The sequence below is a fragment of the Nocardioides sp. NPDC023903 genome (genome assembly GCF_040639295.1).
GTDB lineage: Bacteria > Actinomycetota > Actinomycetes > Propionibacteriales > Nocardioidaceae > Nocardioides.
In genome coordinates, this window is sequence record NZ_JBEZZS010000001.1 from 639,752 (window position 1) to 663,696 (window position 23,945).

At 68.6% G+C, this 23,945-nt stretch carries 22 protein-coding genes; 10 read left to right on the top strand and 12 right to left on the bottom strand.

Translation table 11 applies throughout. The features are described from left to right. Positions 1-53 precede the first annotated feature (53 nt). Entirely contained in the window at positions 54-929 is an 876-nt protein-coding gene (locus AB0F44_RS03095) for an NAD(P)-binding domain-containing protein (protein WP_357352536.1), read from the top strand. On the opposite strand, the gene AB0F44_RS03100 is transcribed toward AB0F44_RS03095, so the two are convergent. Together AB0F44_RS03100 and AB0F44_RS03105 are read right to left on the bottom strand one after the other, a co-directional pair. Further along, complete coding sequence (locus tag AB0F44_RS03100; protein WP_357352538.1) at positions 918-1,334, bottom strand: VOC family protein; 417 nt, start codon at positions 1,332-1,334, stop codon at positions 918-920. The genes AB0F44_RS03095 and AB0F44_RS03100 overlap by 12 nt on opposite strands. A gap of 50 nt (positions 1,335-1,384) precedes the next feature. After that, positions 1,385-2,107 (bottom strand): TetR/AcrR family transcriptional regulator, encoded by a 723-nt coding sequence (locus tag AB0F44_RS03105; RefSeq protein WP_357352540.1) that lies wholly within the window; start codon positions 2,105-2,107, stop codon positions 1,385-1,387. Between the two features lie 346 nt (positions 2,108-2,453). Between AB0F44_RS03105 and AB0F44_RS03110 the strand changes: the two genes are divergently transcribed. After that, the gene (locus AB0F44_RS03110) at positions 2,454-3,842 is read left to right on the top strand and encodes a hypothetical protein (RefSeq protein ID WP_357352542.1); all 1,389 of its coding nucleotides are present in this window, start codon (positions 2,454-2,456) and stop codon (positions 3,840-3,842) included. A gap of 58 nt (positions 3,843-3,900) precedes the next feature. Further along, complete coding sequence (gene nhaA, locus AB0F44_RS03115) at positions 3,901-5,784, top strand: Na+/H+ antiporter NhaA (protein ID WP_357352543.1); 1,884 nt, start codon at positions 3,901-3,903, stop codon at positions 5,782-5,784. Here nhaA and AB0F44_RS03120 read toward each other — a convergent pair. Then, positions 5,781-6,317, bottom strand: coding sequence for a DoxX family protein (locus tag AB0F44_RS03120; RefSeq protein ID WP_357352545.1), 537 nt, complete (start codon positions 6,315-6,317; stop codon positions 5,781-5,783). The two genes, nhaA and AB0F44_RS03120, sit on opposite strands and share 4 nt — an antisense overlap. 91 nt (positions 6,318-6,408) lie before the next feature. On the opposite strand from AB0F44_RS03120, the gene AB0F44_RS03125 reads away from it, so the two are divergent. Next, positions 6,409-7,275 (top strand): DMT family transporter, encoded by an 867-nt coding sequence (locus AB0F44_RS03125; protein ID WP_357352547.1) that lies wholly within the window; start codon positions 6,409-6,411, stop codon positions 7,273-7,275. 3 nt (positions 7,276-7,278) lie between these two features. Here the strand turns inward: AB0F44_RS03125 and AB0F44_RS03130 are convergent, their stop codons facing one another. Continuing rightward, on the bottom strand, positions 7,279-7,530 hold the full coding sequence (locus tag AB0F44_RS03130; RefSeq protein ID WP_357352549.1) for a hypothetical protein: 252 nt from the start codon (positions 7,528-7,530) through the stop codon (positions 7,279-7,281). Beyond that, positions 7,527-8,195 (bottom strand): TetR/AcrR family transcriptional regulator, encoded by a 669-nt coding sequence (locus tag AB0F44_RS03135; protein ID WP_350657760.1) that lies wholly within the window; start codon positions 8,193-8,195, stop codon positions 7,527-7,529. Before AB0F44_RS03135 ends, AB0F44_RS03130 begins: the two co-directional genes overlap by 4 nt. 138 nt (positions 8,196-8,333) lie before the next feature. On the opposite strand from AB0F44_RS03135, the gene AB0F44_RS03140 reads away from it, so the two are divergent. From AB0F44_RS03140 to AB0F44_RS03150, 3 genes are read left to right on the top strand one after another with little or no spacing between them, the layout of a single operon-like run. Then, positions 8,334-9,116: a glucose 1-dehydrogenase gene (locus AB0F44_RS03140; protein ID WP_357352551.1), complete on the top strand. Its 783-nt coding sequence runs from the start codon at positions 8,334-8,336 to the stop codon at positions 9,114-9,116. Between the two features lie 2 nt (positions 9,117-9,118). Further along, the gene (locus AB0F44_RS03145) at positions 9,119-10,252 is read left to right on the top strand and encodes a DUF5938 domain-containing protein (RefSeq protein WP_357352553.1); all 1,134 of its coding nucleotides are present in this window, start codon (positions 9,119-9,121) and stop codon (positions 10,250-10,252) included. Positions 10,253-10,262: 10 nt separating this feature from the next. Continuing rightward, positions 10,263-11,798: a long-chain fatty acid--CoA ligase gene (locus AB0F44_RS03150; protein ID WP_357352555.1), complete on the top strand. Its 1,536-nt coding sequence runs from the start codon at positions 10,263-10,265 to the stop codon at positions 11,796-11,798. Between the two features lie 87 nt (positions 11,799-11,885). Here AB0F44_RS03150 and AB0F44_RS03155 read toward each other — a convergent pair whose 3' ends face one another. Genes AB0F44_RS03155 through AB0F44_RS03170 form a run of 4 tightly spaced genes read right to left on the bottom strand, consistent with a single transcriptional unit; the run spans position 11,886 to position 15,259 of the window. Then, a complete protein-coding gene (locus AB0F44_RS03155) occupies positions 11,886-12,392 on the bottom strand; it encodes a pyridoxamine 5'-phosphate oxidase family protein (protein ID WP_357352557.1) in 507 nt (168 codons plus the stop codon). Between the two features lie 52 nt (positions 12,393-12,444). Continuing rightward, a complete protein-coding gene (locus tag AB0F44_RS03160; RefSeq protein WP_357352559.1) occupies positions 12,445-12,834 on the bottom strand; it encodes a thioesterase family protein in 390 nt (129 codons plus the stop codon). Next, positions 12,831-14,033 carry a fumarylacetoacetase gene (gene fahA, locus AB0F44_RS03165; protein ID WP_357352561.1) on the bottom strand — a complete coding sequence of 401 codons (1,203 nt, stop codon included), beginning with the start codon at positions 14,031-14,033 and terminating at the stop codon, positions 12,831-12,833. Before fahA ends, AB0F44_RS03160 begins: the two co-directional genes overlap by 4 nt. Further along, positions 14,030-15,259: a cupin domain-containing protein gene (locus tag AB0F44_RS03170; protein ID WP_357352563.1), complete on the bottom strand. Its 1,230-nt coding sequence runs from the start codon at positions 15,257-15,259 to the stop codon at positions 14,030-14,032. The genes fahA and AB0F44_RS03170 overlap by 4 nt, the downstream gene beginning before the upstream one ends. Before the next feature lie 106 nt (positions 15,260-15,365). Here AB0F44_RS03170 and AB0F44_RS03175 point away from each other — a divergent pair, with 106 nt between their 5' ends. The 3 genes from AB0F44_RS03175 (at position 15,366) to AB0F44_RS03185 (ending at position 18,400) form a co-directional block, all read left to right on the top strand. Then, on the top strand, positions 15,366-15,761 hold the full coding sequence (locus AB0F44_RS03175) for a hypothetical protein (protein ID WP_357352565.1): 396 nt from the start codon (positions 15,366-15,368) through the stop codon (positions 15,759-15,761). A gap of 394 nt (positions 15,762-16,155) precedes the next feature. Further along, positions 16,156-17,430 carry a DUF222 domain-containing protein gene (locus AB0F44_RS03180; RefSeq protein WP_357352567.1) on the top strand — a complete coding sequence of 425 codons (1,275 nt, stop codon included), beginning with the start codon at positions 16,156-16,158 and terminating at the stop codon, positions 17,428-17,430. 400 nt (positions 17,431-17,830) lie between these two features. Beyond that, complete coding sequence (locus AB0F44_RS03185) at positions 17,831-18,400, top strand: Uma2 family endonuclease (RefSeq protein WP_357352569.1); 570 nt, start codon at positions 17,831-17,833, stop codon at positions 18,398-18,400. On the opposite strand, the gene betT is transcribed toward AB0F44_RS03185, so the two are convergent. The 3 genes from betT to AB0F44_RS03200 all read right to left on the bottom strand — a co-directional run bounded on the left by betT (position 18,381) and on the right by AB0F44_RS03200 (position 23,845). After that, positions 18,381-20,528 carry a choline BCCT transporter BetT gene (betT, locus tag AB0F44_RS03190; protein ID WP_357352571.1) on the bottom strand — a complete coding sequence of 716 codons (2,148 nt, stop codon included), beginning with the start codon at positions 20,526-20,528 and terminating at the stop codon, positions 18,381-18,383. The genes AB0F44_RS03185 and betT overlap by 20 nt on opposite strands. Before the next feature lie 72 nt (positions 20,529-20,600). After that, the gene (gene betA, locus AB0F44_RS03195) at positions 20,601-22,337 is read right to left on the bottom strand and encodes a choline dehydrogenase (RefSeq protein ID WP_357352573.1); all 1,737 of its coding nucleotides are present in this window, start codon (positions 22,335-22,337) and stop codon (positions 20,601-20,603) included. 5 nt (positions 22,338-22,342) lie between these two features. After that, positions 22,343-23,845: an aldehyde dehydrogenase family protein gene (locus tag AB0F44_RS03200; RefSeq protein WP_357352574.1), complete on the bottom strand. Its 1,503-nt coding sequence runs from the start codon at positions 23,843-23,845 to the stop codon at positions 22,343-22,345. Positions 23,846-23,945 lie beyond the last annotated feature (100 nt).

Sequence of the window (23,945 nt, forward strand, 5' to 3'; positions counted from 1 at the left end):
AGTCAACTTCATCTTTGACGATGGTGATCCACCACGAGAGATGGAGCTGGACCATGACGGAACGCAACGACCGACCCGCCGTGACCGTGATCGGGATGGGCAACATGGGTTCGGCGATCGCCCGGGCGTACCTCGAACGCGGCTACCGGACCACGGTCTGGAACAGGACGGCCGACAAGGCCGAGGCGCTCGCGGACGCGGGAGCCGAGGTCGCGTCCACCGCGGCGAAGGCGGTCGCGGCCAGCCCGCTGACGATCCTCAGCCTGCTGGACAACACCGCGGTCGAGGACGTCCTGGAGTCGGTCGGGCAGACCGCCGCCGGCCACACCCTGGTCAGCCTGACCAGTGGCTCCCCCGCCCAGGCACGGGCGAACGAGAGCTGGGCGGCCGAGCACGGCGCGGCGTACGTCGACGGGAAGATCATGGGAGACCCGCCCGATGTCGGCACACCCAAGGTGTCGCTGGCCTTCAGCGGGGACCGCGACGCGTTCGAGACCGCTGAGCCGGCACTGCGGGAGCTCGGCTCAGTCCTCTACCACGGAGCCGACGCCGGGTACGCGGCCGTGGAGTTCAACGCCCAGGTCGCGATGGGCTACGAGTTCCTGATCGGCTTCCTGCACACCCTCAGCCTGGTCGAGACGGAGGGCATGGACCTGGGGGCGTTCACCGAGCGGCTCGCCGGGTCATTGAACGGCTACGCCGGCCTGCTCACGATGATGGCCGGCGCGATCAAGAGCGGGACGTACGGCCCCGACCTCGGCTCCCTCGACGTCCAGGCCGCACTGATGGACGACCTGATCGGGCACCGCGAGTCCGCCGGAATCGAGGCGGTACGGATGCGGGAGGTGAAGTCGCTGATGGACCGCCGGATCGCCCAGGGCCACGGTGACCAGGGTTTCTCCAGCATGTACGAGCTGCTACGCCCCTGACGCCTGCGCCTCCTGCGCGGCGACCTCCGCCTCGGAGCGCAGCACGCAGAGCTGGTTGCCCTCGGGATCGGCGAAGATCACCCAGCCGGTCCCGGGGCCGTACTTCCCGCGATGATCCGCGAGCTGGGTCGCGCCGAGCTCGAGGAGCCGCTCGACCTCCTCGTCGCGGGTACCGGTGCGCGGGCGCAGGTCCAGATGGATCCGCTTCGCGGGCAGCTCCTCGTCGGGCACCTCGATGAACAGCAGCCGGTGACCCGTCTCCGGGTCGAGGATCATGCACTCCTCGTGACCAGGGAGGTTCGGGTCACCCTCCACGTCGACGTAGCCGAGCAGAGCCTTCCACCACTCCGAGAGCGAGTACGCGTCGTGGCAGTCGATGGTGGTGTGCGAGACGAAGAGGGTCATGCCCACATCGAAACCTACCCGCGCACCCGAGTCCACCGGGTTATAGAACGTCAGGCGGGCTCGACGACCTTCTCGTCGATGAACTGCGGGAGCAGGTCGATGGCGATGGGCGCCGCGGCGTCGATCTTCTCCTGCGGTACGTCGCAGATCCGCAGGCAGGTGGCGGCGATCGCCCATGCCTCGCGGCACGGGATCCTCCGGTTCGGGTCCTCGGTGCGCATGTTGATCACGCCCTCGACCTGCTGGATGAGCAGGTCACCCAGTTGCTTGCGGCTGACCGTCGAGCGGACCGTCTTCGAGGCGATCTCGCCGGCCAGGTGTGCGTAGTGTCCGGCCAGCTCCGCGTGCTCGTTGCGGAACTCGTCGTAGACCTCGCACTTGGCCACGTCGGGGAGCTGGTAGAGCATGCCGACGTTGTGTGGCACGTCGGCGAGGGTGCGTACGTCGACGAGAACCAGCAGGTAGAGCGCCGTCTCATAGTCCAGCGGCGGCACCTGGTCGAGGATCTTCTCGACCTTGTCCGTGGTCGGGCGGACCGACCGGCGGAGCAGCTCGCCGAGGATCTCGTCCTTCCCCGCGAAGTGGTAGTAGAGGGACGCCTGGCGGATGCCGACCATGTCGGCAATCTCGCGGGTAGACGTCGCCGCGAAACCCTGGGAGACGAACAGCCGCGATGCGGCATCCAGGATCTGGTCACGCGGTGAGGTCGTACCTGAGTCGGGAACATGCCTAGGGCGGCCGGGCCGAGAACGCCTAGTTGTCATGTTGCCCATCTAACTCCCATCCAGACTTTCAAGGAAGACTTGAAAGGACTTTGTCCTCTACAAAATATGAGTCATAGGACCTATTGGACATAGTTCTATCGGGCTATGTCCACGATGTGCGTGTTTGCGCCCGTCAACACCCGGACACATACAGCGGAAGCCCCCATGTACGGCTGAGAACCGGGTCGCACCACTTGCGTCGGCGCTGTCATCCGGCTGTTACTCGCCGTCACAGGGGCTAACGACGATGTGGGTGACAGGTCACGCATCTGTTGGACATTCGTGTAACGCCTGTGGCGACCGCCACACGATCTCCGACCGACCCGCTCGACTTACTCATGCTTAGATCCTCTCCATGACCCGCCGGACCGCGCTCGCCACCGTCCTTCTGGCTCTCGTCGTCCTCGTGGCCGGCCCGGCAGTCGGCCCAGCGGCCGGCGCGACCATGCCGCCGAACCCGTACGCGGGTCCGGACGGCACCTGGAACATGCACGGCGACGCCGGGGCGTCCGACACGACGCCGTTCGACGGACCGGGGGCCGACTCCTCCCCCGCGCAGCCGGTGCCGCTGCCCGCGGTGTGCCCGACGATCCTCGCCGGTGCCGACGGGATGGTGCAGGCGCTGTGCACCGAGTACATCGACCGGGCGCCCAGCCTCTACCTCCTCGACCCCACCACGCTCCTCCCAGTAGCCCGCCGTCACCTCTCGGCCGGGTCGCTGCTCGGCGGCGTCTACGCCTACGTCGACAACGAGTCGCGACTCGTCACCGTCGACGGATCCGGCTCGCTGCTCTGGCTGGCTCACTCCAAGTCCGGTCTCCGTTGGTCGATCGGCGTGGAGCGCGAGGTGCCGCTGAACCTGCCGGAGGGCGATGCGGTCACGACCGTCGGACCGGGCTACGACGCCAATGTCTGGTTCGCGACCGCCCAGGGTCGTGCCGGGTACGTCACGCCCGACGGCGACGTCGTTACCGCGAGCCTCGGCGCCCGCGACGAGAAGGTCGCCAACTCCATCTCCAGCGCCCCCAGCGGCGTCGCGGTGACGACCGACCATGCGACGTACCTCCTGCGTGCCGATGGCGACGCCGTGCGCACCGTCTGGCGACAGCCTTACGACCGTGGCGAGGCCCGCAAGCCGGGACAGCTCAGCCACGGCAGCGGGTCGACGCCGACGTTCTTCGGAGAGCGCACGGGCGCGGAGTTCGTGGTGATCACCGACAACGCCAGCCCACGCGAGAACCTCCTCGTCTACCGGGCGCGCGACGGGCGGGAGGTCTGCCGGCTCCCGATCCTCACCGAGGAGAGCAGTGGCACAGAGAACTCACCCGTCGCTTGGGGGAACTCGGTCTACATCGCCAGCACCTACGGCTATCCCTACCCCGCTCAGGCGACCGAGGACGCGGGCGAGTCCGTCCCGGCAAAGGCCGACTTCGCCGGCGGCATGGAGCGCATCGACGTCGACGAGCGCTCCGGCGCCTGTGCGTCGGTCTGGCGCAACGAGGTGCCCTCGGCCGCGGTCCCCCGGCTCTCCCGCGGCGAGGACGTCCTCTATACCGTCACCCGCCGCGGCAGCGGCCTGACCTGGCGGCTGGCCCGGATCGACCCCGCCGACGGCGAGATCCTCTCCGAGACCTTCCTCGGCCTCGGCCCGCTGGCCAACACCCTGCAGATGGTCGGCACGATCCTCCCCGACGGCACCCTGCTCCAGGGCACGCTCGCCGGTCTGGTCGCCGTACGGCGCTGAGGCGACTCTCACACGGACAGCCACAGGTCGCGGCTCCGGCCCGGCCTAGGATCATTCCGTGGGGAAACAGCAGACGCAGTGCCGGCGTGACGAGGACCTGACCGGGCAGCTCGGCACCAGGCTGCGGCACTTCATGCATCTGGAGTCGACGAGCGCCGCGCTGCTGGTGATCGCCTCGCTGCTGGCGCTGGCCTGGGCCAACTCGCCGTGGTCGCACGGCTACGAGCACCTGTGGGAGACGGTGTTCTCGGTCCGGTTCGGCGACGTCGGGCTCTCGATGAACCTGCACCACTGGGTCAACGACGGCCTGATGGTGGTCTTCTTCTTCGTCGTCGGCCTGGAGGTACGCCGCGAGCTCGCCGTCGGAGAGCTGACCGACCGTCGCCGCATGGTGGTCCCGCTGATCGCCGGCGCCGGCGGCCTGATCCTGCCGGCAATGATCTACCTGCTGCTCAACCCCTCCGGTGAGGCGGCGCGCGGGTGGGGCATCGTGATCGGCACCGACACCGCGTTCCTGCTCGGCATGCTGGCGCTGGTCGGACCGGCGGTCTCCACCCAGCTGCGCATCTTCCTGCTCACGCTGACCGTCATCGACGACATCGTCGCGGTGAGCGTGATCGGAGTCGCCTACACCGAGAACCTCGAGGTCGGCCCACTGGTGGTGGCCGGGCTCGCCCTCGTCGGGATCTTCGTGCTCGACCGGGTGAAGGTGTGGCGGGCCGGGCCGTACGTACTGCTCGTCCTGATCGCCTGGGTGGCCACCCTCGGCGCCGGTCTGCACGCCTCGATCGCAGGGATGCTGGCCGGTCTGCTGGTGCCGGCGGCGGAGCCGACCCGGGCCCAGATGGAGGTCGCGACCTCGCGGTTCCGGGCTTTCCGGCAGTCGCCGCTGCCCACGCTGCAGCGCGAGACCCGCGACGAGCTGACCCGCACGATCTCGGTCAACGAGCGGCTCCAGGAGACGCTGCACGTACCGACTAGCTATCTCATCGTGCCGGTCTTCGCACTCGCCAACGCCGGCGTCGACCTGCGCGACGGCGTGCTCGGGGAGGCACTGCGCTCGCCGGTGACCTGGGGTGTCGTGGCCGGCCTGGTCCTGGGCAAGACGCTCGGGATCGGCGGCGGCGCGCTGGTGGCCACGCGGCTGCGGATCGGCAGGCTGCCCCAGGGCGTCGGCGGCGGCCATGTTCTCGGCGGCGCGGCGCTGTCAGGGATCGGCTTCACCGTCGCGCTGCTGATCACCACCCTCGCCTTCGACTCCGAGACGCTTCAGCGCGACGCGATCGTCGGCGTACTTCTCGCCGTCGTGATCGCCTCCGCGCTCGGCTGGGTGATCTTCCAGCTCGCCGCGCGCTTCCTCGGCCAGCGTGACGCAGCCCTGCCGAAGCTGCTCTCACCCCCGGTCGACCCAGAGCGCGACCACATCTATGGCGCCGAGGACGCCGAGGTCACCCTGGTCGAGTACCTCGACTACGAGTGCCCCTTCTGCGCCCGTGCCACCGGCACCGCCAACGAGGTCCGCGACTACTTCGGGCCCCGGATCCGCTACGTCGTACGCCACCTCCCCCTCACCCAGCATCCACATGCCGAGCTGGCCGCCGTCGCCGCCGAAGCCGCCGCCCGGCAGGGCAAGTTCTGGGAGATGCACAAGCATCTCTTCGAGCATCAGAACGAGCTCGAGCACCAGGATCTCGCCGGCTACGCCGGTGTCCTCGGGCTCGACGTCGAGCAGTTCCTCCGCGACCTCGAGGACCCGGCGCTGGCCGAGCACGTCCGCGAGGACATGGCCTCGGCCAACGACAGCGGCGCCCGGGGCACCCCGACGTTCTTCGTCGGGTCACACCGCCACGAGGGCCGCTACGACGCCCGCACCCTCATCGCCGAACTCGAACGCTCCGCCACCGGGGAGACCGCTCGGCTCGGGATCCGCTCGCGGCGTTAGGCCTCCGGGCTCGGCTCATCCTCGGCCTCCACGGGCGCCTCGTCCCGCTGCGGCCGCCAGAAGGCAGCCAGGAGCAGGGCGGTGCCGAGCAGACCGCCACCGAGCGCGACCGCGCCGCCGATCCAGCCGTCGTAGACGATGTCGAGGGTCGCGTCGAGCGAGATCGTGCCGGGGCCGGTGACGCCGAGCACGACCGAGACGACGGCCAGGATCATGACGTACTCCCAGCCGTCCTTGAAGATGAAGAACCCGTTGGGGCGGTGCGCCAGCAGCGCGGCCACGAGCATCACCGCGACGACGCCGGCTGCGGCCAGCGGCGTGATCAGGCCCAGGATCAGCAGTACGCCGGCGCCGATCTCGGTGACCACGCTGGCCCACGCCTGCAGGGTGCCGTGGCGCAGGCCGAGGCTCTCGAACCAGCCGGCGGTGCCGGCGATCTTGCCGCCTCCGCGCCAGTGGTTGACGCCGTGCGCGATCATCGTGCCACCCACGGCGAGACGAAGAATCATCAGAGCCAGGTCGACGGGGTCCATCACAGAAGTCCTCGGTGTTGTGGGGCTGGAGTGGCCCACCCTAGGAGGAGTCCGGTCACGATGCGTGCAGCGACGCCGTAGGCTCGCCCGAATGCTGCTGCTCGGAGTCACTCTCGCCCTGGGCTCGGCGGTCGCCCACGCTGCCTGGAACACGGCGTCGAAGACCATCGCGCCCGCAGGGAGACCGGCGCTGTGGGCGGTGGCGATCGTGGAGAGCTGCCTCGTCGTCACGGTCACCGCGGTGGTGATGATCGTGCGCGGGCACGGCATCGCGGTGACGTGGGAGCTCCTCCTGCTCTCGCTCGGCAGCACCGCGATGCATGCGCTGACCATGGGTCTGGTCCAGGTCGCCTACCAGGACTTCGACGTCAGCCAGATCTACCCGCTCTCCCGCGGCCTCGCCCCGGTCGTGGTGGCGCTCACCGGCATGGTGGTGCTCGGGCAGTGGCTGAGCTGGGCGCAGTGGGCTGGCGTACTCCTGATGGCTGCGGCGGTCGGGGCGCTGCTGTTCGAGACCGTCCGCAACCGGGGCTCGCTGCAGGCGAAGCCGCTGCTGTGGTCGGCCTGCATCGCCGTCTCGATCGCCGGCTACACGACCTACGACGGCTGGGTGGTCGTCGAGCGCGGCCTCGACCCGATCGCCTACTACGCCGTCGGCACGGTCATCCAGGTGGTGCTGTGGAGTGTGATCGTCCATGGCAAGTACGCCGAGGGGCTTCGCCAGCTCAGGATCCATGCGCGGACCGTTGCCGTGCTGGCAGTGCTGATCCCCACCTCGTACGTCCTCAGCCTCTACGCCACCCTGCACGCCCCGGTCTCGCTGGTGGCGGCGGTGCGCAGCTCGAGCCTGATCTGGGTCGCACTCGCCGCGGCGCTGGTGCTGCGCGAGCCGATCGGGAAGGTACGCGTCGCCGCGACGGTCCTCGCCGCGGCCGCCGTGGTCGCGATGGTCGTGTAGCGCTCAGGAACGGAGCTTGGGCCGGGCGATGACCACGTAGAGGAGCGCCCCGAGCCAGCCGAGGAAGATCATCAGCAGGACGTAGAGGATCTTGCTCTGGTCGGCCGCGGCCCACACGCTGTCCGGTGTCCGGAGAGCCTGCACCAGCATCACCAGCCACCACACGGTGAGCGCGAACCAGACCAGCAGCAGCACGATGCCACCGATCAGGTAAGCCCACTCGGCTCCGGTGGGCAGGCCGATCATCGGTGTCATGCCAGCTCTCCCTGCTCGTGGCTGATGGTGGTCTCGGCGGGCTGCGCCAGCAGCATCGGCATCAGCCCGGCCACCTGGTTGCGCAGGTCCTCCAGAGCGCCGTCGCGACCGTTGAGGTAGCCAAGCAGCGCCTGCTGGAAGACGCCGTCGAACATCCCGTAGACCACCGGCGCCGCGATCGCGGGCTCGGTGCCGGCGAGCGCGGCGTAGCGGTTCACGACCCGCGCGATCATGTCCTCGAGGCTCTGGTCGATCTGGGTGACCGCCTCGCGCAGGCTCTCCTCGAACATGGACTGCGAGCGCAGGTCGTACCAGAGCCGGTGCATCGGCGCTTCCTCGACGATCGTCTCGACCAGCTTGTCGCCGAACCGGGCGACGAGGTCGTCCGGGGAGGTGGCCTCGGCGACGACACCGTCGTAGCGGTGGACGCAGGTCTCCTTGTAGTAGCGCACGCAGAAGACGATCAGCTCGAGCTTGTCGTTGAAGTAGTAGTGCACGACGCCGTGGCTGAACTCGGAGTTGTTGGCGATCTCGCGCAGGCTGGCGCGGGCGTAGCCCAACTCCCCCAACGTACGCAGCGCCGACTCGGCGAGGGCCTTGCGGCGTTCGTCGTGCTTGTCGGCAGGCGTGCGGCGAGGCGACTTGGGTGCGGCGACCTGGGTCATGGGCGGAAACGATACCCCCTCCCGTGCGTCCTTCGATGCCGTCCGGACCATTTTCTGGTCAATCGTCAAGAGAAATCTTGACACTCGTCAAGATACGCGATTACCTGTGGTCCACATCACATCGACGAAGGAGTCACGATGACCGATCTGAGTGGACGTACAGCACTCGTCACCGGCGGTGCCCAAGGCTTGGGCGAGGGAATCGCCCGAGCGCTCGCGGCGGCCGGCGCCAAGGTGGCCGTCGCCGACGTGCAGGACGACCAGGGCGCCAAGGTGGCCGAGTCCATCGGCGGCACTTTCGTGCACCTCGACATCACCGACGACGCCTCCTGGGAGGCGGGCGCGGCGGCCGCGGTCGAGGCTTTCGGCGGGCTCGACATCCTGGTCAACAACGCCGGTGTCGAGATCACCAGCCTGGTCACCGAGCTCGACCCGAACGATGTGAGGAAGATGCTCGAGGTCAACGTGCTTGGCACCGCCCTCGGCCTCAAGCACGGGCTGCGTACGATGCGGCCCGACGGCGCCGCGGGCAACGGAGGCGTGATCGTCAACGTCGCCTCGGTCGCGGCCACCATCGCCTTCCCCGGCATCTCGGTCTACTCGGCCACCAAGAGCGCCGTCGACCGGCTGACCCGGGTCGCGGCGATGGAGAGCGGCAAGCTCGGCTACGGCGTACGCGTCAACTGCATCTACCCCGGCCTGGTGCCGACCGAGATGGGTGCCAGGCTGGCCGACGACGTCGCCAAGCTCGGTCTCTTCGAGTCTCCGGAGGCGGCCGTCGGCGGCGTCATCGAGCTGACCCCGTCGGGACGCCTCGGCACGGTCGAGGACATGGCCAACGCAGTCGTCTTCCTGGCCTCCGACCAGGCGGCCTTCGTCAACGGCGTCGGCCTTGCGGTCGACGGCGGAATGGGGATGTGACCATGAGCGAGAACAAGCCTGTCGTCGTCTACGGCGCCTCCGGCTACACCGGCCGACTGGTGTGTGAGTACCTGCGCGAGCTCGGGGTGCCGTTCGTGGCCGCCGGCCGCTCCAAGGACAAGCTGGTCGCCTCGATGGCCGCCAACGTGCCCGGCATCGAGACCGCCGACTACGAGATCGCCGAGGTCGAGCACTCCGTCGAGGCGCTCACCGAGCTGCTCACCGGCGCGCGCGTCGTGCTCAACACCGTCGGCCCGTTCTCCCAGTACGGTCCCGAGGTCGTGGAGGCGGCGATGGCCGCCGGCGTCCACTACACCGACACCACCGGCGAGCAGGACTGGCTGATCACCTGCGACGAGACCTACAGCGAGGGGTTCGCCGAGAAGGGCCTGCTGCTCGCGCCGGGCATCGCGCAGATGTACACCACCGGCGAGATCGCCGCCGAGATCTGCCTCGAGCAGCCCGGCCTCGACACCCTCGACATCGCGGTCTTCTGGGGTGGCTCCCCCACGATCGCCTCGACCCGCACGATCTTGGTCAACGCGGCGACCTCGAAGGCGCACTTCCTCGAGCAGAACGCGTACGTCGAGTTCGATCCCACCGCCGGTCTGGTCCCGCTGGTGGTTCCGGGCCAGCACGAGCTGGCGCTCTCGCTGCCGTGGGGCGGCACCTCGCACCCGGTCTGGTACCGCCGTGACCCGAAGGTGGCCAGCTGCAAGGCCCAGGGTGGCGTCTTCAACGCCGCGCTGATGAACGGGGTGCCGCAGATCGTGGCGGCTGCGCTGGAGGCGACCAAGGACATGGACGCCGAGCAGCGCGACGAGGCGCTGACCGCCACGGCGGCCCAGGTGATGAACCAGATGCCGCCGCGCGAGAACCCGCGGCTGAACAAGTCGCTCGACTCGGTCCACGCCTCCGGCCCGCTCGGACGCGCGCACTGCGTCATCCACGGCAACCAGAACTACAAGCAGACCGGGCTGCTGCAGGCGTACGTCGCCTACTCGCTGCTGCAGCAGCCGCCTCGCCGGGTGGGCTTCGCCTCGGGCTGCCAGGCGTTCGGTCACCGCGAGCTCCTCGGCCAGCTGCAGGCCTTCGGCCTGGTCTCGGAGCCGGTCGTGACCCGGCAGCGCGGCTGAGGGCGGCCCGATGCGGCTCGTCGACTATCTGGACAAGGGTGCCTCGCTCGGAGGCGACGCGCCCTGTCTCGTCTGCGGCGAGGACACCTGGTCGTATGCCGAGGTCGTCGATCTCTCGGTGCGCGTCGCCGCGGGCCTTCGGGCCCGCGGCGTCGCCCCGGGCGCGAAGGTCGCCGTCCTCTCGGCCAACGACCCGGTCGCCTTCGCCTCCGTCTTCGGGATCAGTCGTGCCGGAGGCGTCTGGTGCCCGATCAACCCGCGCAGCGAGGCGGCGGAGAACCGGGAGCTCCTCGACCTCTTTGGCTGCTCGGCGCTGATCTTCCAGTCGTCCTTCGCCGGCCTGGTCGACCAGATCCGCGGAGATCTGCCGGAGCTGACCACCCTGGTCTGCCTCGACGCGACCTATGACTGGGCGATCGACTGGGACGACTTCCTCGGCTCTGCCGACGAGGTGTTCGAGCCGGCTGATGAGATCGATGACCTCGCGATGGTCGTCGGCACCGGCGGGACCACCGGGCGTCCCAAGGGCGTCATGCTCACCGGCGCCAACCTGGAGACGATGTCGGCCATCACCCTGATGGCCTACCCGTGGCCGGGTGCGCCTGAACGTCCGACCTATCTCGCGCTCGCGCCGCTCACCCATGCCGCCGGGGTGCTCTGCTTCCCGGTGCTGTGTCTGGGCGGCAAGATCGTGGTGATGCGTACGCCGGACGTGGGCGCATTCCTCGAGCACATCGAGCGCCACCACGTCACCCATACGTTCCTGCCGCCGACGCTGATCTACCTGGTGCTGGACCACCCGGCGCTGAAGTCGACCGACCTCGAGTCGCTGCGCTGCTTCTGGTACGGCGCGGCGCCGATGTCGGCGACGCGACTGGAGGAGGCGCTGACCCGGATCGGTCCGGTGATGGCGCAGCTGTTCGGGCAGACCGAGGCGCCGATGATGATCGCGACCATGGCGCCCGCCGACCACTTCCACGAGGACGGCACCGTCGCCACGGAGCGTCTCTCCTCGGCCGGTCGTCCGGCACCGCTGGTGACCGTGTCGATCATGGGCGAGCGCGGCACGCTGCTCGGCTCCGGTGAGCGTGGCGAGATCGTCGTACGCAGCTCCCTGGTCATGCGCGGCTACCTCGACAACCCCGAGGCGACCGCCGAGGCGAGCGCCCACGGCTGGCACCACACCGGCGACATCGGCTTCCTCGACGAGGACGGCTTCCTGCACATCGTCGACCGCGCCAAGGACATGGTGATCACCGGCGGTTTCAACGTCTACTCCACCGAGGTCGAGCAGGCGCTGATGACCCACCCTGCCGTCGCCGACTGCGCGGTGGTCGGGCTTCCCGACGAGAAGTGGGGCGAGCGCGTCACCGCCGTCATCCTGCCCCGGCCCGGTGCCGAGGTCGACGTCGCCGACCTCAAGGCGTACGTCAAGGAGCGGATCGGCGCGGTCAAGACCCCCAAGCAGATCGAGGTCTGGCCGGATCTGCCACGCTCGAAGGTCGGCAAGGTGCTCAAGACCGAGATCAAGAAGAGCCTCACTTAGTGGTGCCGAGTCGGCGGATCTGCCCCCGTGCCTCGCGAAGCGAAGCGAGCGAGAGGGGGCGGATGCGCCGACTCGGCCGTAAAGCACTCAGCCCGGGAACGAAGCGGGTTCGGCGGCATACGCCACCATCCAGCTCGGCTCGATGGTGGCGTAGACGACGCCCGGCCCCTCCCAGGTCTGCGGGTCCGAGCCATAGAACTCGGTGAAGTAGGCGTTGTGCTCCTCGAACTCCGGCCCCTCGGAGAACACGTGCGCCGTGCCGTGGGTGAAGACGCCGACGCGCTCCCCGTCGACGTGGGTCGCGCTGACCGCCGGGCGGGCGAGCATGTGCTTGGCCTTGATGGCGGTGGGAGAGGTCCCGAAGAGCCAGCGGCCGTGTACGAAGTGGCCGTCGACGCAGCTCGTCCGCGGCTCGCCACGGGCGGTCACGGTGGCCAGCACCAGCACCTTCATGCCCGTCAGCTCGGTGACGAGCTGACGGGCGTTCAGGCGCTGGTCGTTGTTGACGATGCCGGTCAGATGGCCGCTCGCGCGGCCGATCGAGGCGTCCAGGAGGCGTTGCAGGTCGGCGATCTCTTCGTCTGTCTCGTGCACACGACGAGTCTCACACCGACGGCCTCCGGGTCGCTTGACCGTTCTTGCGCGGCTATTCGATCGCGGCGGCGATCTCGGGCGGGATGGCGATCGACCCCGAGCCGTCCGCGGCGACGAGCACATAGACGACGGACACGGCGCACATGACGTCCTCGCCCCGGCGGAACTCGAACTCGAGCGTGAAGCTCTTGGTCCCGATCCGGGTGGTGCGCACCGGCACCTGGACGCGGTCACCGAACCCGATGCCGGCCTTCCAGTCCAGGTCAGCGTGGGCGAGGTGGGCGTCGACACCCAGCTCCTTCCAGCGGGAGTAGGGCACCCCGCGCGCGTCGATGAAATGGTTCATCGCCTCGTCGACGTAGCCGAGGTACCAGCTGTTGAACATCACCCCCTGCATGTCGACCTCGAAGTAGCGGGGCGTGAACTCGTAGACCGACGTCATGCGCGCTCCTTCGCGGGCAGGATCCGCCCGCTGACCTCGCCGAGCGCGATCCGGCCGCCGCCCGGCGCCGGCGCTGTGGCGGTGATGGTGACCTCGTCGCCGTCCTCCAGGAACGTACGCACCGACCCGTCGTCCAGCTTGAAGGGCTCGGCCCCCGACCAGCTGAGCTCGAGCAGCGAGCCGCGCTGGCCCGGCTCGGGGCCGCTGATCGTGCCGCTGCCGAAGAGGTCGCCGACGCGCAGCGAGGCGCCGTTGGCGGTCATGTGCGCGAGCATCTGCGGGGCGGTCCAGTACATCGTGGCGTACGGCGGCTCGGAGACCAGCGAACCGTTGAGCCGCACCTCGAAGGCGAGGTCGAGGGCCCAGGGCGCCAGCGCCGAGTCGTCCAGGTAGCCGGCTAGTGGAACGTCTCGCTCCGGAGGCCGGACGCGCGCCGCTTCGAGCGCCGCGAGCGGGAGCACCCACGGCGAGATCGAGGTGGCGAACGACTTGCCGAGGAACGGGCCCAGCGGGACGTACTCCCAGGCCTGGATGTCGCGCGCCGACCAGTCGTTGAGGAGGGTGATCCCGAAGATGTGGTCGGCGGCCTCGGCGAGCGGGACGGGGTGGGCCATCTCGGAGCCGACTCCGACCACGAACCCGAGCTCGGCCTCGATGTCGAGCCGGATCGAGGGACCGTCGACGATCCCGTCGGGCGTCTTCCGCAGCCCGGTCGGCCGGACGACGTCCGTGCCGGAGACGACCACCGTGCCGGAGCGGCCGTGGTAGCCGATCGGCAGGTGCTTCCAGTTGGGCGTCAGCGGCTCGGAGTCGGGGCGGAACATCTTCCCGACGTTGGAGGCGTGATGCTCGGAAGCGTAGAAGTCGACGTAGTCGGCCACCGTGAACGGCAGCAGCAGGTCGGCGTCCTCGATCGGTACCAGGTGCGGCCTGACCTCGGCCTCGCACGCGGGGTCGGTGAGCAGCCGGATCACCTCCGCGCGCACCTTGGCCCATGCGTCCGGCCCTGCGGCGAGCAGCCCGTCGAGGCCACCTTCACAGTGCCCGGCCAAGCCCTCGGCCGCCGCGGCGACGTCGAGCACCAGGTCACCGATCCGCACTCCGAGCCGCGGCGTCGCGTCGGCGGAGGTGCGGAAGGTGGCATATGGGAGTGCCTCGAGGCCGAACTGACTGTTGTTGATGTCCAGCCACGACGTCACTGGCGGCCTCCCGCCCAGGTCCAGGCGTACTTGCCGTCGTCGACCGTGGCGCCGGCCTCGCCGACCTCCAGCGGCCGGAAGGTGTCGACCATGACCGCGAGCTCATCGAAGAACTCCGCGCCCAGGCTGCGCTCCATCGCACCGGGCTGCGGCCCGTGGGCGTGGCCGCCGGGGTGGAGGGTGATCGAGCCGATGCCGATCCCGGAGCCCTTGCGGGCCTCGTAGTCGCCACCGACGTAGAACATGACCTCGTCGGAGTCGACGTTGGAGTGGTAGTAGGGCACTGGCACCGCGAGCTCGTGGTAGTCCACCTTGCGGGGCACGAAGTTGCAGATCACGAAGTTGTTGCCCTCGAAGACCTGGTGGGCGGGCGGCGGCTGGTGGACCTTGCCGGTGATCGGCATGTAGTCGGCGATGTTGAAGACATACGGGTAGAGGCAGCCGTCCCAGCCGACGACGTCGAACGGGTGATGCGGGAGGACGTGGACCGAGCCGGCGATGCCGCCGGCGCCCGGGCCGCGGTGCTTGATGAAGACCTCAATCCCTTGGGCCTCCGCCTCGGTCGTATCCACGGTCTGCGGGTCGGTCGGGAGCCGGAGGTCCCGCTCGCAGTACGGGGCGTGCTCGAGGAACTGGCCGAACCGGGAGAGGTAGCGCTTCGGCGGGGCGATGTGGGAGTTCGCCTCGATCGCGTAGACCCGCAGCGGAGCGTCGCCGACCGGCACCCAGCGGTGGGTGGTGGCGCGTGGGATCACCACGTAGTCGCCCTCCCCCACCATCAGGTCGCCGAAGACCGTCTCGACGACCCCGGTCCCGGACTCGACGTAGACACACTCGTCGCCGATCGCGTTGCGGTAGAGCGGCGAGGTCTCCCCCGCCACCGCATAGTGAAGACGTACGTCGCCGTTGCCGAGCACCAGTCGGCGCCCGGTCACCGCGTCGTTGGCCCCCCAAGTCGAACTCAGCCTGTCCTCACCAGGGAAAAGGTCGTGGAGCCCGAGGTGCATCGGGCGCAGTGGATGGTTGGGGGTGGTGCCGTGGTCGGGCAGCTCCCAGATGCGTACGTCCTTCACCGCCGAGGGGATGTGGCGGTGGTAGAGCAGGGAGGAGTCCGAGGAGAACCCTTCCTCGCCCATGAGCTCTTCGTAGTAGAGATTCCCTTCTCCGTCGCGGTGTTGGGTGTGCCGCTTGGGCGGGATGTGCCCGCGCTGTTGGTAATGCGCCATACCCCGGATCGTACGTGACCTGGACCACAGCGATCACGGGGGCCGAACGTCCTGAATTCGTCCCAGGTACCTCCCGGGGCATGCCTCACTCCCCTAGGCTCCGGAGATGCCCTCCGACACCCCCGAGACCCTCTTCGTCGCGCACGCGACGGGTCGTCTCCTGCATGTCCGGGCCTGCCCCCAGCTCCTCGGTCTAGACGCCCCGGTCAGGGCCACTCCCGCGCAGGTCGAGTCGTTGGGCACGTGTGCATGGTGCGCCAAGGAACTCTCCGAGGCCGGCCGAAAGTACTTCGACTCCGTCGAACAGGCCGTACGCACCCTCGACCCTTCCGACGATGCTGTTCGGGCTACCGAGGCGGCGCTGGGTGACGTCGACTATGAGCTCATCTGGGTTCCGCCTAGCTATTCGCACATTGCTGTTGGCGACAAGGAGCATGCTGTTGCTTGGATCGGGCGGGGTTGTGTGATGCATGAGGACGGGCGGCTCATCGACTTCGGGTGAGTCTGAATTTCACCTCTGTTGCGGACCGTGTTTTCTTGGTTGGGGTGGGCCGCCGACCCTTTCTTGGAGGGTCTTCTCGATCTGGACCGGCGTCAAGGACGCCCTTCGGGCGCCGGCTTCGCCGGCCGCTTCGCGGTCCTGGACTCCGGACCAGATCGAGAAAGATTTGGCTGGTTATCGGGGCGGCGGCCGGGGTGTGGCGCAGAGGAGTCTGGTTTGGGACAGCTGAGGTTGATGGGGCGGAAGGGTGGCCCTTCGGGCCACTTACCATCCACAGAAACGAGGTCGTTCACTCAACGCGAAACCGCCTTTGACCTGCATAAATGGGTGGTTAAGCGAGTGTTCGAGGCGTAGAATCAGAACATCACAACACCCGTTTGAAGGGAGGGAAGCGATGAGTCTCGAACGCGACATCAACCCGTGGTCAACCGACCCCGAGGACGCGATCGACGCAGAGATAGCTGCCATCGAATCCTCCCTCGAAAAGCTGCTGACCCGAGATCCCGCCTACTGGCGCACCGGGCAGAAGAAGGAGCGCCTGGTAGGACTGGAGAGGATCCAGGCCAAGCAGACCGCGCTCAAACTCCGGGTGCTCGCCTCTGCCGGCGACATCGCCGAGGAGACCGGCGCCAAAGACGCCTCCGCGTGGATGCGCGCTGAACTCTTGATCGACAAGGGCGTGGCCCGGTCCCAGATCAAGCTCGCGGCCAGTGTCGCGAAGTACGAGCACGTTGCTGCCGGCCTGGCTGAAGGCGTGGTGTCCCTGGACAAGGCCCGGGTGATCGTGAAGGCGTTGGACAAGATCGAGGCCGACCCGGTCGCGAGCGTTGAAGATCTGGTCCTGGCTGAGAAGCTGCTGGTCGACTACGCCACCCGCATGACCGCGAACGAACTCCGGATCGTCGGGAAACGGATCCTGGCCGAGATCGATCCGGTCCGGTTCGAGGACGCCGAAGCCAAAGCCCTCCTGGCTGAAGAGGAACGCGCCCAGCAGAAGACCGCGCTGCGGGTGTGGGACAACCACGACGGCACCATCGGCTTCGACGGCGTCCTTTCGACCTCGATCGGGATGCGGTTCAAGCGGCTCGTCGAGGCCTGGGCCCAGCCCCGCAAGCAGAAGTTGGTCGGCAAGGGTGCGCCCTTGCCGCCGTGGGAGCGGTTGATGGGCCAGGGATTCGCCCGGCTGCTGGAGACCGTCGACCCGGCAGGGTTGCCCCGCCACGGCGGTGACGCGACCACCATCAACGTGGTCATCAGCCTCGAGGAGCTCCGCAAGGACCTCGGCATCGCCACCCTCGGCTACGACGAGACCAACGGCACCACCATCACCGCAGCCGAGGCCAGAAGGATGGCCTGCAACGCCACCATCATCCCCTGGGTCCTCGGCGGCGACGGCCAGGTCCTCGACGCTGGTAGGGACAGTCGGTTCTTCCAGCCGATCCAGCGCAAGGCGATGCGGTTGCAGCAGAAGTGCTGCCAAGCCGAGGGCTGCGACATGCCACCCGAATGGTGCGACGCCCACCACCTCGACCCCTGGGCCGCCGGCGGCAAGACCAACCTCAAAGATGGGGCGCTGCTGTGTCCCCATCACCACCGCCTGGCGCACAACCCTGCCTACACCCATGAGCGACTACCCGACGGCAGCATCCGGTTCACCCGCCGCCCCTAACCGGCTCGCCGAGGCCCTCTCGACTCCACGCTCGCCGGTTCCCTGCTGGTGGGGACATTTCCCCACCGCGGTGAAGGTTCCCCACCCTCCGGAGGGTGGGGAAGCTCCGCGCTCGTGGGGAACTCTTCGGATCAGTGGGCGACGGCTCGCCTGTGAACGATTCACAAGGTCACGCCCACTGTCGTAGGCACCGACGAGGCACCGGGCCGCCCGCGCACGACCAGCCACGGATCCCAAGCCCGTGCCCAACTGAATCCGCTGCGCCACACTCTCGCCGCCGACCCGATACAGGCGAAATCTTTCTCGATCGAAGCAAGGGTCGGCGGCGAACACTGAAACGAAGCAACGGTCACGTCCGCGCTCACCCACCGACCCCAACAACAGGCGGTATCCTCGAAACATGACCGCGTTGCCCGACTGGATGCACCCTCCCCGTGAGGAGGGTTGGTACTCCGAAGACCTCGACATGCTCGTCGAGGCGCCGCGTCATACCGAACTCATCGACGGAGCCCTGGTCTTCAATATGTCACCGCAGCGCCGCTGGCACAGTCGGCTCGTCACGGCCCTGACCAACTCGCTGACTGCGCAGGCGCCGGACGAGTTCGAAGTGGATCGGGAGCTGACGGTGGTGCTCGACAGGCGCAACCGGCCGGAGCCGGACGTGCTGGTGAGCACGGCACGGATCTCCGACCAGGCCTCGTTCTACGATGCCGACACCGTCGCCTTGGTGGTCGAGGTGGTCTCGCCGGAGTCCGAGCACCGCGACCGGGCGGTGAAGCCGCAGAAGTACGCCGAGGCGGGGATCTCCCACTACTGGCGCATCGAGAACGAGGACGGCGCGCCCGCGATCCATGTCTACGAGCGCGACGACCTCACCAACGCCTACGTCCCGATCGGGATCTTCCGCGACCGGCTCGACGTCCCGGTGCCGTTCCCGGTCAAGATCGACCTCACCGATCTGCTCCGCTGACGTCCGCCGCCGGCACCTCGGGCACCTCGCCGGGCAGCTGCTCCTGCTGGACGAGGTGGAGGTAGGAGAGGTGGCGCTCGTACTGGTCGAGGACGTCACCCATCAGCTGCTCGCGTGAGTAGCCGTTGACGTCGTAGCCCTGGGTGCCCTCGGCGAGGTGGACCTCGGCGCGGAAGTACACATCGCCGGTGACCCGGCCGACGGCGAAGGTCGGAGCGGGGCACGGCAGCGGGGTGACCTTGTAGACGAACGCGGGCGCGTCCTCCAGATCGGTGTGGATCTGGACGCCAGCGACGCCGCGTACGGCCTTGGTCTCGGTCACCACCGACGTCAGCCCGTGTGAGGAGAGCTCGGTGGCGACCTCCTCGAGGACCGGCTTCGCGACCGAGTCGATGAATCGCTCGGTGTCCCTGGCGGTGGGATAGGTGACCGAGCGGCGCAACCGCTGCGCGAGCGAAGGACGTACGCCGCCCTCGCCCGCCCCGGCCAGGCGGGCCGAGGAGATCGCGCCCGGGAACGAGTAGCGTGCGCTCGCGGTCTTGAACGACTCCAGCCGTAGCGAGCGATGGAGTCCCACGGCGACCAGGGCGAGCACGATCGAGAAGGGCAGGCCCATGATGATCGTCGCGTTGGTCAGCGTGGTCAGCCACGCGTCACCGCCGGCGAACATCAGAGCGAGGGTCAGCGCGCCGATCGCGACCGACCAGAAGATCCGCACCGGGATCGAGCAGTCGGCCATCGGGTGCGGCAGCCGCGAGGTGAAGTTGCCCATCACCAGCGCGCCCGAGTCGGCCGAGGTGACGTAGTAGAGGAACCCGGTCATGGTGGCGAGCGCGACCAGCGCGATCGCCCCCGGGTAGTTGTCGAGGAAGGCGTAGAAGCCCTGCGCGTAGTTGGCGTTGGTCAGCTCGCCGAACTCGGCGTCGCCGCCGCGGATACGGCCGAGCGCGCTGTTGCCGAAGATCGAGACCCACAGCAGGATGAACCCGAACGGGATCATCATGACGCCGACCAGGAACTGCCGGATCGTCCGCCCGCGCGAGATCCGCGCCAGGAACAGCCCGACGAACGGCGACCAGGCCACCCACCACGCCCAGAAGAAGAGTGTCCACAGGTTCTTCCAGACGCCGACGTCGGGGTTCTCGACGGTGTCGTACGGCATCGTGTCGAAGCTCATCCCGGGCAGGTGCACGAGATAGTCGCCGAGGTTCATCACCAGCGAGTTGAGCAGGAACGCGGTGTTGTCGGAGAAGAGCACGTAGAGCATCAGCGCCAGCGAGAGCAGCACGTTGAGCTCGGAGAGCCGCCGGATGCCCTTGTCGACCCCGGAGACGGCCGAGATCGTGCCGAGCAGCACCGCGACCACGACCAGGCCGACCTGCGCGCCACGGCCCTCGGGGATGCCGAAGAGAACGTTGAGACCCGCGTTGAGCAGGGCGATCGAGATGCCGAGCGAGGTGGCGATGCCGAAGATGGTGCCGAGCACCGCGGCCATGTCGATGCCGTCCCCGAGCCGCCCATGAACCCGCTTGCCGAAGATCGGGTAGAGCGCGGAACGGATCGAGAGCGGCAGCCCGTGGCGGAAGGAGAAGTAGCCCAGCGCCATGCCCATGACGGCGTACATCGCCCAGCCGGACAGGCCGTAGTGGAACAGCGTCCAGCCCACCGCCTGCTCGGCGGCGGCGATGGTGCCGCCCTCGCCGGTCGGCGGGGTGAGGTACTGCGAGACGGGCTCGGCGACCGAGTAGAACATCAGGTCTGCGCCGATCCCGGCCGCGAAGAGCATCGCCGTCCAGGTGAACATCGAGTACTCCGGGCGGGATTCCTCCGGGCCGAGCCGGATCCGCCCGTAGCGGGACAGGCAGATGAACAGCACGAACGCGATCAGCGCAGCGGCGAGTGCGAAGTACCACCAGCCGAAGTACGTCGAGATCCATCCCACGACGCGCCCGATCGCGGCGCCAGAGGTGTCCGGCGCGAGCAGCGTGAAGAGCGTGAACGCGACCACCACCCCGGCGGAGCCGAAGAAGACGGTCTTGTTCAGCTCCGGCTTCGTCGTCGGGATCTCGTCTGGGTCTGCGGCGGGTTCACCCAAGGGCGTACGCGACGGGTCGATTGTCTCCGGCATGAGCTGTCTCCTCCGGTTTGGGGTGCCCGGCAGGCTAGTCCACCCGGTGCCGGTTCGGGTCACGATTGGATTTCAGGACTTGTTGCGCGGGTCCCCCGCAGGCCACAGCGGCGAGTCGTCGCGGTGGCGGTAGTAGGGCACATCGGAGGGCGCCAGCGGCGTGTTGCCGGCGATCAGGTCGGCCGCCTTCTCAGCGACCATCATCACGGGCGCGTAGATGTTGCCGTTGGTGACGTACGGGAAGACGCTCGCGTCCACGACCCGTAGTCCTTCGGTGCCGTGCACCTTCATCGAGGTGGGGTCGGTGACGGCCATCTCGCCGGTCCCCATCGCGGCGGTGCAGGAGGGGTGCAGCGCGGTCTCGGCGTCCTTGCGGACCCACTCGAGGATCTCCTCGTCGGTCTCCACGCTCGGCCCCGGGGACATCTCGCCCGCGTTGAACGGCGCGAAGGCGGGCTGGTTCAGGATGTTGCGCGCCACTCGGACCGCCTCCACCCACTCCTTCCGGTCGGTCGCGGTGGAGAGGTAGTTGAAGAGCATCGACGGCTTCCGCATCGGGTCGGCGCTCTTGATCCGCACGTGTCCGCGGGTATCGGCGTACATCGGGCCGATGTGCACCTGGTAGCCGTGCTGGCCCTTCTCCTGGCCGGGCGCCATCGACCCGTCGTAGCGGATCGCGATCGGCAGGAAGTGGAACATCAGGTTGGGCCAGTCCACGTCCTCGTTGGAGCGGGCGAACCCGCCGCCCTCGAAGTGGTTGGTCGCGCCCAGGCCCTTCTTCTGGAAGAGCCACTGCCAGGCGATCTTGGGCCGCTGGTGCCACACCAGGCCGGGCGCGATCGAGACCGGCTGCTTGGAGGCGTACTGGATGTAGACCTCGAGGTGGTCCTGGAGGTTCTCCCCCACGCCGGGAAGGTTGTGCACGACGTCGATCCCGTGCTGCCGCAGCAGGGACTCCTCCCCCACGCCAGAGAGCTGCAAGAGCTGGGGCGTGTTGATCGCGCCGCCGCAGAGAATCACCTCGCCGGCGCTGACGGTGTGATCGCGGCTCGCTCGGCCGACACCGCGTACGTAGTCCACGCCGGTCGCCCGCGGGACGTCGCCGGAGGTGTCGAAGCGGATCTTGGTGGCGTACGCGAAGGTCTCGACCTCGAGGTTGGGGCGGTTCATCACCGGGTGCAGGTAGGCCCGGGCGGCGGACCAGCGGCGGCCGTCCTTCACGTTGCGGTCGAAGGGGGCGAACCCCTCCTGGCGGTAGCCGTTGACGTCGTCGGTCAGCGGGTAGCCGGCCTCCTGGGCGGCCTCGAAGAACGCCGAGAAGAGCGGGTTGGAGGCAGGGCCGCGCTCGAGATGCAGCGGGCCGGAGCCGCCGCGCCACTGGTCGGCGCCGGAGGTGCCGTCCTCGAGGAAGCGGCTCTCCATGCGCTTGAAGTAGGGCAGGCAGTGGCGGTAGTCCCAGGTCTCCATGCCGGGGTCGGCCGCCCAACGCTCGTAGTCCATCGGGTTGCCGCGCTGGAAGATCATCCCGTTGATCGAGCTCGAGCCGCCGAGCACCTTGCCGCGGGCGTGGTAGACCTTGCGCCCGCCCAGGTGGGGCTCGGGATCGGTCTCGTAGCCCCAGTCGTAGAGCTTCGAGCCGATCGGGAACGGCAGCGCCGCGGGCATGTGGATGAACGGGTCGATCTTGAAGTCGCTGTGACCGGCCTCGAGGACCAGAACCTTCGTGGACGGGTCGGCGCTGAGCCGGTTGGCGAGCCCGGAGCCGGCCGAGCCACCGCCGACGATCACGTAGTCGTAGGTCTGGGTCATCGTCTTCACTTCTCCTCGGCGGTGCTTACGTTGGGGGAGGTCGGGGCGAACCAGTGCTGCGGGCTCGGGTCGATGTTGTGCCAGATGTGCTTGGTCTCGCGGTACTCCTCCAGCCCGGCCTGACCGAGCTCGCGCCCGATCCCGGACTGCTTGTAGCCGCCCCACTCGGCCTGGGCCACGTAGGGGTGGTAGTCGTTGATCCAGACCGTGCCCATCCGGAGCCTGGCGGCGACGCGCTCGGCGCGGCCGGCGTCGGAGGTCCACACCGCGCCGGCGAGGCCGTAGATGGAGTCGTTGGCGATGCGGACGGCGTCGTCCTCGTCGGTGAAGGTCTCCACGGTGAGGACCGGCCCGAAGGACTCGTCCTGGGTGACGGACATGTCGGTGGTGCAGTCGTCGAGGATCGTCGGCAGGTAGTAGAAGCCGTCGGCGAGCGCGGGGTCGTCGGGGCGCTTGCCACCGGTGCGGAGGGTGGCACCCTCGGCGAGACCCTTCGCGACGTACGCCTCCACCTTGTCGCGGTGGGCGCTGCTGGTCAGGGGGCCGGTCTCGGCCTCCTCGTCGAAGGGGCCGCCGAGACGGATCTGCTCGGCCCGGGCGACGAGCTCGTCGACGAAGCTGTCCTTGATCGACTCCTCGATGATCAGCCGCGCACCGGCGGAGCAGACCTGGCCGGAGTGCAGGAAGACGGCGGTCAGCGCGAAGTCGAGCGCGGTCTCGCGGTCGGAGTCGGCGAAGACGATGTTCGGGTTCTTGCCGCCGAGCTCCAGCGCCACCTTCTTCACCGTCGCGGCGGCGTTGGCCATCAGCCGCTTGCCGGTGGCCAGGCCACCGGTGAAGGAGACCAGGTCGACGCGGGGGTCCTCGGACAATGGGGCGCCGGCGGTCGGACCCTCGCCGAGCACCAGGTTGGCGACACCAGCCGGCAGGCCGGCCTCCTCGAGCACCTTCATCAGATGGATCGCACTGTGCGGCGTGATCTCGCTGGGCTTGAGCACGAACGTGTTGCCCGCGGCCAGGCACGGCGCGACCTTCCAGGCGACCTGCAGCAGCGGGTAGTTCCACGGGGTGATCAGCCCGCAGACCCCGATCGGCTCGTGCACGATCCGGCTCTTCACAGCAGGGTTGCCGCTGTCGATCACGCGCCCGGCGTCCTCGGTGGCGACGTGCCCGAAGTGGCGGAACACCGAGACCACGTCGGCGACGTCGTACTCGCTCTCGGCCAGCCGCTTCCCGGTGTCGAGCGACTCCGCCCGGGCGATGATCGCGGTGTCCCGCTCGAGCAGATCGGCAACCCTCAGCAGCAGGTCGCCCCGCTCCCGCGCGGGCGTCCCCGGCCACTCGCCACTGTCGAACGCATTCCGCGCCGCGGCGATCGCGGCCCGGGTGTCCTCCGCTCCAGCCTCCGCAACGGTTCCGACGACCGCGCCGTCGGCGGGACAGCGGATCTCCCGCTGCTCGCCCGACTGCGCAGGCAACCAGCGCCCGTCGATGTAGATCTGGCTCATGCAACCTCCGACGTCGGGTTGCTCAACAGGCAACCGCGGGTGAATTGCAAATGATCCTGCGCCGACGTGAAGGGCCAGGTCAAGGCCTGGGAGGACAAAA